Raw genomic sequence first — 7938 nt, forward strand, 5'->3', positions numbered from 1 at the left:
CTATTATTATACGCTATTTCTCGTCAAAATCAACCATTTGTTGTGACAGAGCCTTCTGAAAAAAGCAAAAGGACGCGGCGGTGTTGTGCGCCCTTTGCAGAGCACGGAAGCCCGGCGTGCTGCAAGGCAGACGCAAAAAAAGGCTCCCCCGGCGCAGGGGGAGCCTTCAGGAGCGGAATGAGCGGGCGCGGCGTGCCGCCTTGAGGCAGCCGTGCCGTTACTTCTTGTTCTTTTCCTTCAGCACCATGGCCTTGTAGTCGGCGAAGAAGGTGCGGCTGTCGGTGGGACCGGCGGCCGCTTCAGGGTGATGCTGCACGGTCATGATGGGTTTCGTGGGATGGCGGAAGCCTTCCAGCGTGCCGTCATTGAGGTTCACGTACACCTTTTCCACGCCTTCGGGCGGAATGACGCAGAAGCCGTGGTTCTGGGAGGAAATCTCGATGCGGCCCGTGAGCAGGTTCTTCACCGGGTGGTTCACGCCGTGATGACCGAACTTCAGCTTGGTGGTGGTGCCGCCGAGGGCGTGACCGAGAAGCTGATGACCGAGGCAGATGGCGCCGATGGGGAAGATTTCCGCCATCTTGGCGATTTCCGCGATTTCCGGCTTCAGGGTGGCGGGGTCGCCGGGACCGTTGGAGAGGAACACGCCGTCGGGATTCACGGCCTTGACCTCGTCGCAGGTGAAGGACGGGGGAACCACGAGAAGTTCCATGTCCTGCCTGCTGAGAAGACGCAGAATGTTCCATTTGATGCCGAAGTCGTACACCACGATGTTGAGCGCCTTGCCCTCGGGCCAGTCGTAGGAGCCGTCGGCATTGAGGGTCACGGGCGCGGGGCGTCCGGCCGCCTCATCCCAGCGGTAGGGCTTGTCGGGAGCCACGCGGGTGACGAGGTTCTGCCCTTCCATGGAAGGCAGCTCCTGCGCTTTCTTTACGAGTTCCCCGGCGTCGAGAATGCTGGTGGAAATGCAGCCGCGCATGGCGCCGTTCTTGCGAAGGTGCAGCGTGAGGGCGCGGGTGTCGATGCCTTCGATGCCGGGCACGCCCTGACGCATGAGGAAGTCGGGCAGGCTTTCCGTGGCGCGCCAGTTGGAAGGCTCCTTGCAGCATTCCTTGACGATGAGGGCGGACATGTGGACCTTTTCGGATTCCATGTCCTCGGGGTTGATGCCGTAGTTGCCGATGAGCGGATAGGTGAGGCACACCATCTGACCCGCGTAGGACGGGTCGGTGAGCAGTTCCTGATAGCCGGCCATGGCGGTATTGAAAATGACTTCGCCGCCGGTCAGTTCGATGGGGCCGGTGAAGGATTCCCCTTCAAGGACGAAGCCGTCTTCGAGGGCGAGCAGAGCTTTCATGCGCGTTCTCCTTTGGGCGATCCGGCATAGTAGTCCTGGAGGCATTCCACATGAAGGGCCTCGTTCTGCTGATGCTGGATGGCGCGGGCAATGGCGCGGGCGCCGGATATCGTGGTGGTAAAGGGCACGCCGTAGTGCAGCGTGGTCTGACGGATGGCGCGGGAATCATGGTTGGTGCGCTTGCCGGACGCCGTGTTGATGACCATGGCGACCTCGCCGTTCTTGATCATGTCCACGATGTTCGGACGTCCTTCATGCACCTTGAGCACGGGCTGCACGTCGAGGCCGGAATCCTTGAGCAGCTTTGCCGTGCCGCGCGTGGCGAGCAGTTCAAAGCCGAGGTCGGCGTAGGACTTCGCAATGGGCACCACGAATTCCTTGTCGCGGTCGTTCACGGAAATGAACACCTTGCCGGAAGAGGGAAGCGTCTGGCCTGCGCCGAGCTGGCTCTTGAGGAAGGCTTCGTCGAAGGTGCGGGCCACGCCCATGACTTCGCCGGTGGAGCGCATTTCAGGTCCGAGCAGAATGTCCACGCCGGGGAAGCGCTTGAAGGGGAACACGGCTTCCTTCACGCACACGTAGCCGGTCTTGCGCATGGACCAGGGATCGAGTTCGGCAAGGGTCTTGCCGAGCATGATCTGCGTGGCGAGGCGCGGCAGAGGAACGCCCGTGGCCTTGGACACGAAAGGCGCGGTGCGGGAGGCGCGGGGATTCACTTCAAGGATGTAGATCTTGCTGTCCTTGATGGCGAACTGGATGTTCATGAGGCCGACCACGCGCAGTTCCTTGGCAAGCGCGATGGTCTGGCGGCTGATTTCCTCGACGATGCTGTCGGGCAGGGAGTAGGGCGGCAGCGAGCAGGCCGAGTCGCCGGAGTGGATGCCCGCGGCTTCGATGTGCTCCATGATGCCCGCCACGTACACGTCCTTGCCGTCGGCCAGGGCGTCCACGTCCATTTCAATGGCGTTTTCCAGGAACTGGTCGATGAGGATGGGATGCTCGGGCGTGTCGGTGCCCACCACGTTGTGGAAGTAGTCGTCAAGGTCGTCGGGGCCGTAGCAGACCATCATGGCGCGGCCGCCGAGCACGTAGCTCGGGCGCACGATGATGGGATAGCCTATGCGCGCGGCTTCTTCCTTGGCCACGTCCAGCGAGATGCAGGTGCCGTTCTGCGGCTGGAGCAGATGCAGCTTCTGAATGAGGGCCTGGAAGCGTTCGCGGTCTTCGGCGCGGTCGATGGCGTCGGGGCTGGTGCCGAGAATGGGCACGCCCGCGCGCTGCAGCGGCACGGCGAGGTTCAGCGGGGTCTGTCCGCCGAACTGCACGATGACGCCGTCGGGCTGCTCGGTCTTCACGATGTGCATCACGTCTTCAAAGGTGAGCGGCTCGAAGTACAGGCGGTCGGAGGTGTCGTAGTCGGTGGACACGGTTTCGGGGTTGGAGTTCACCATGATGGCTTCCACGCCCTCGTCGCGCAGGGCAAACGAGGCATGGCAGCAGCAGTAGTCGAACTCGATGCCCTGACCGATGCGGTTGGGGCCGCCGCCGAGAATGATGACCTTCTTGCGGTCGTGAACGTCAAGTTCGCGGCCGGTCTCATAGGTGGAATAGAAATAGGGAGTGTAGGCCTCGAATTCCGCGGCGCAGGTGTCCACGAGGTAGTACACGGGCTCGGTGTTCGTGGCCTTGCGCAGGGCGGCCACGTCGCTTTCGGGGCGCTTCCACATTTCGGCAAGCTGCCTGTCGGAGAAGCCGAATTCCTTGGCGCGGCGCAGAAGACGCACGAGCTCGGGATTGTCCGGAGTCATGGAGTTGCCGAGGGCGAAGTCCCGAAGATCGCCTTCCATCTTCACGATGTCGCGGATCTGGCGCAGGAACCACAGGTCGATGGCGGTGACGGCGTGGATTTCCTCCACGCTCATGCCGGCGAGAATGGCATGGCGCAGGGCGAAGATGCGCTTGGAGTTCGGCGTGCGCAGCTTTGCCATGATTTCGTCCATGGAGGGCAGAGGATCGCGGAAATGGCTGCCGAGGCCGGGAGCGCCCACTTCCAGGGAACGCAGGCCCTTCTGCAGGGCTTCCTTGAACGTGCGGCCTATGGCCATGGTTTCGCCCACGCTCTTCATGGAGGTGGTGAGCTCGTCCTTGGCGCCGGCGAACTTTTCAAAGGTGAAGCGGGGAATCTTGACCACGCAGTAGTCGATGGCGGGCTCGAAGCTGGCCATGGTCTCGCGGGTGATGTCGTTGGGAATTTCGTCGAGCGTGTAGCCTATGGCGAGCTTGGCGGCGATCTTGGCGATGGGGAAGCCCGTGGCCTTGGACGCCAGAGCGGAGGAGCGCGACACGCGGGGGTTCATTTCGATGACCACGAGCTCGCCGTTTTCGGGATTGAGGCCGAACTGCACGTTGGAGCCGCCGGTTTCCACGCCGATTTCGCGCATGATGGCGATGGAGGCGTCGCGGATCTTCTGGTATTCCACGTCGGTGAGCGTCTGCACCGGGGCCACGGTGATGGAGTCGCCGGTGTGCACGCCCATGGGATCGAGGTTTTCGATGGAGCACACGATCACGCAGTTGTCCTTGCGGTCGCGCATGACTTCCATTTCGATTTCCTTCCAGCCGAGCACGGACTGCTCGATGAGCACTTCGCTCGTGAGGGAGGCGTCGAGGCCGCCGCCGGCGATTTCTTCCAGGTCTTCCTGGTTGTAGGCCACGCCGCCGCCCGAGCCGCCCAGCGTGAAGGCGGGACGGATGATGAGCGGGAAGGGCATTTCCGCGGCGATGCGGCGCACGTCTTCCATGTTGCGGGCGATTTCGCTGCGGGGCACCTTGATGCCGATGTTTTCCATGGCGGCACGGAACAGCTCGCGGCTTTCGGCCTTTTCGATGACCTCGGCGTTGGCGCCGATGAGCTCGACGCCGCATTCCTTGAGCACGCCCATCTTTTCCAGGGCGAGGGCGGTGTTCAGGCCGGTCTGACCGCCGAGCGTGGGCAGAATGGCGTCGGGCCTTTCCTTGCGGACGATGGCGGCCACGGTTTCGGGTTCGATGGGTTCAATATAGGTCCGGTCGGCAAGACCGGGATCGGTCATGATGGTAGCCGGGTTGGAATTGACAAGGATGACTTCGTACCCTTCTTCCTTGAGGGCCTTCACGGCCTGGGTACCGGAATAGTCGAATTCACAGGCCTGGCCGATGACGATCGGACCCGAGCCTATGACCATAATGCGCTTAAGATCTGTACGCTTAGGCATATTCCGCTCCTAAAGTAGGTTTAAACTTGTGTATGATTACACGTTGTCCTGAGATAATCAAGCGTCGTGCCCGGCCTTTCGGGCGGAAAGCTTCGGCAGAATTCCTTGTCGCACATATGGGCGCGGTGTGAGAAGGCGCGGTCTTGCCTGAGTCGCCTGCAGCGTGGGGTTCGGCATCTTCCGCTGCAGCGCGGAGGAGGCGCGGCACGGAAGGCATGACGGCCGCGCTCTGCGCAAGAACGTTCCGGCGTCATACGAAAAGAGCCATGAGCGTGTGCCCATGGCCCTCAATGCGCTATTCCTCGCGCGTCGCGATGACGGTGTGTATCTGCTTGGCGTCCGCGTCGGCGATGGTGAACAGCCATCCTCCTATGCGGAATTCCTCGTCCTTCTGCGGAACGTGCCCGGCGTCGAGGCTGAGGTAGCCGCCGATGGTGTCCACCTCGTCGGATTCAAGGTGTATGCCCAGCTCTTCCAGTTCTTCGAGATAGGCGCGGCCGGACAGCTCGTACTTGCCCTCGCCGAGGGGACGTATGTCTTCTTCCTTGGGGGCGTCGTGCTCGTCCTCGATGTCGCCCACGATGACTTCGAGCAGGTCTTCGATGGTGGCGAGACCGGACGTTCCGCCGTATTCATCCACCACGATGGCGAGATGATTCTTGCGGCTGCGGAACTCCTGGAGAAGCTCGCTGGCAATCTTGGTTTCCGGCACGAAGAAGGGCTGACTCATGATGCTGTCGACGGGGGCGACCTGCAGATCGGCCCTCATGAGGGAGCTCAGCATGTCCTTGGCGTGAACGATGCCTATGATGTTGTCGCGCGTGTCCTTATAGATGGGCAGACGGGAATGGCCGGTTTCCACGATGGCTCCCGCCGCTTCAAGAATGGTCGTTCCCGAGGGAAGGCAGTCGATGTCGGTGCGGGGAGTCATGATGTCCTGCACCTGCAGTTCATCCAGCGACAGGATGGAAAGCAGCATGGAACCTTCTTCCGCCTTGAGCTCGCCGTCCTCGCGGGCTTCGCGGATTGCCTGTTCCAGATGATCTTCCGAAGACTTGCCGGAAAAGAAAGCGCCGAGTTTCGACCACACGGTACTGTGGGATTCGCCGTCCAAGACGATACTCCTTCAAATAGGGTTCAGGCCGGAAAAAAGACCATGCCACATCGGCAAGCGCCGACAGAAGCCGGCTCCGGCACGGGAAAGGCCCGCATATCGGGCGAAAAGACGGGAAAGACGAGGCGGCCGCAGGAGGCGCGGCGCCCGGAAAGAATGAACTTGCCTGCCTTCGCAATCCTTCCGAGAGGAACGTCGGAAGGCTGGCAGCCGGACTCTTCCATGTCGGAAAAAAGGCTGTCGCCGTTATGAGCTGTGGTTTGGCAGGTATCGTTCATGTCAGATCCATATTTTGCATCGAGCCTAGCTTGTTCGATGCAAAAAGGCAAGCTCGGAGCGGTGTGAAGGGCCTTTTTACCGTTTTTGCGTCGCCGCTTCGGGAAAGGACGGTTGACCTCGCGCCTTGAAATCTATATAGAAGCAACTGTGCCGGAATGGTGGAACTGGTAAACGCAGCGGACTCAAAATCCGCCGGCAGCAATGCCTTGAGGGTTCAAGTCCCTCTTCCGGTACCAGAGAAGAAAATGTCGAAGGCCCTGCGGAACGTCGTGTTTCGCGGGGCCTTTTTCGTGGGCTCGTGGTGATGCGGTTGCTCCCGTGGCCGTAGGCGTCGTCAGTCGCCGGGAGAAATGTGGCATGACGGCCCGCTCTGCTCCCTTGGCATGTAGCCGCTCATTTCCTGCGTTATCTTTCCGGGAAACAGCGGCAGGACATAGCCGGTGACGGCAAAAAGCGGCTCCCGTATGCGGATGAACACCAGGTCTTGAAAATGCGTGGGAAGAACGTCGTTCTTCCTTATGAGCGCGTCATGGATGAAGCCGATGCCGGAATTGTTCGCGATGACCATGTTCCAGAGTCCCAGCGTGGCCACGGAGGCCATGAAGCGGGGCGAGCCGTGCTGTCTGAGAAGGTAGTGCAGGGGCGTCATGAGGGACATTTCCTCTGATGCGCCCATGACGATGGGATACTTGAGCAGCGTGCGCAGCGAAAGCCGCTTGCTGTGTGCAAGGGGCGAGAGCCTGCTTACGCAGGCAAGGTATCCCCCCTTGACGATGGGGCGGAAGCGCAGTTTCGGCGATGGGGGAAGAAAGTCCTTTGCCGGCGTCCCGTCGGCGTTCAGGGGAACGTTGATAATGGCTATCTGATCGGCATCGTTGACGCCGGACTGCATGAGCTTTTCAAAAATGGTTTTCTGGGGCAGTTCCGTGATGGAAATGTGGACGAACGGGTGTTCTTCGCAGAAATTTTTGAGAATGTCGGGATTGGATGAGAGATAGAACGGGGAATTGGTGTAGATTCGCAGTTCTCCCTCGAGCCGGCTGCGCTGTTTTTTTTCGTCCTTTTGGTTCAACGTGTCGCGCAGACGAGCATAGCAGGGAACAATGGTTTCCGCCGCGGCAAGCACCTTTTTCCCGGCCTCTGTCAGCGTGCTTCCCTGCTTTGTGCGGACAAGAAGCGTGGCCCCCAGCTCCTTTTCCATGCTCTTGATGCAGGAGCTCAGCGCCTGCTGCGTCAGGCCGAGATGCCTGGCGGCCGTGCTCATCGACTTTCGATGCCTGATTTCCATAAGATAGGACAGATGTTCTATGCGCATGATGTTCTCCGGGGGCGGGAGTCGTCCGCTGCCGTATGTTCGGTACGAAATGAAGCATACCGCCGCAGGCGCAGGGCGTACAGTACCGCGTGTTCATTTCTGAGGCGAGCAGTTCGGGGGCGTGTCTGCTGAATGCATGACGTCGTTTGCCAGATTTGTTTCTGCGGGAAAAAGGCGGTGACGGGTGAGCCTCTCAGCGCGTTTTTGTCTCGGCTGTTTTGTGAAAGCATTCTTTTTCATGTGGGGAAACTTTGCGAAATCGGCGTTGCCCCTTGCCCGGCGTGCTCGACTGCCGACCTTCAAAGTAGAAGCCCGTCCAAGGACAGGTGCAATACATTCATATTCACACCGTTGATTGTGAATAGTTCTCTTGCGCAGGGGATTTTGAGCGCTGCAGAGAGAGGCGGACTTCGCAGGGATCCCTTGTGCGCGCATGTGCCGAGTGTAGAAAAATTTTTGAAAAAGTTATTTTTATAACAATATTATTTTGTGCAGAAAATACTGGATAACAATCTTTACTTTCTGTACTTTTTTCATTTTTGCCGCGCGGGGGACGAATCGCCCGTCATGTCACAACAAACGCTTGTGATAAATTGCAAAAAATCTCTTGTGACACCTA

General features: G+C 59.9%; 4 protein-coding genes and 1 tRNA gene. 1 reads left to right on the forward strand and 4 read right to left on the reverse strand.

Features of this window, described 5'->3' with window-relative positions; all coding sequences use genetic code 11:
* Positions 1-217: 217 nt before the first annotated feature.
* From carA to QZZ60_RS09270, 3 genes are all read right to left on the reverse strand, one after another.
* Positions 218-1357: a glutamine-hydrolyzing carbamoyl-phosphate synthase small subunit gene (carA, locus tag QZZ60_RS09260; protein WP_295640762.1), complete on the reverse strand. Its 1140-nt coding sequence runs from the start codon at positions 1355-1357 to the stop codon at positions 218-220.
* Positions 1354-4611 (reverse strand): carbamoyl-phosphate synthase large subunit, encoded by a 3258-nt coding sequence (gene carB / locus QZZ60_RS09265; RefSeq protein ID WP_295640764.1) that lies wholly within the window; start codon positions 4609-4611, stop codon positions 1354-1356. Before carB ends, carA begins: the two co-directional genes overlap by 4 nt.
* Before the next feature lie 295 nt (positions 4612-4906).
* Complete coding sequence (locus tag QZZ60_RS09270) at positions 4907-5725, reverse strand: hemolysin family protein (RefSeq protein WP_295640765.1); 819 nt, start codon at positions 5723-5725, stop codon at positions 4907-4909.
* Positions 5726-6153: 428 nt separating this feature from the next.
* Here QZZ60_RS09270 and QZZ60_RS09275 point away from each other — a divergent pair.
* A tRNA-Leu gene (locus tag QZZ60_RS09275) sits at positions 6154-6240 on the forward strand.
* Between the two features lie 98 nt (positions 6241-6338).
* On the opposite strand, the gene QZZ60_RS09280 is transcribed toward QZZ60_RS09275, so the two are convergent.
* Entirely contained in the window at positions 6339-7319 is a 981-nt protein-coding gene (locus QZZ60_RS09280) for a LysR family transcriptional regulator (RefSeq protein WP_295640767.1), read from the reverse strand.
* Positions 7320-7938: the final 619 nt, after the last annotated feature.

The sequence above is a fragment of the uncultured Mailhella sp. genome, from assembly GCF_905187505.1.
Taxonomy (GTDB): Bacteria; Desulfobacterota; Desulfovibrionia; order Desulfovibrionales; family Desulfovibrionaceae; genus Mailhella.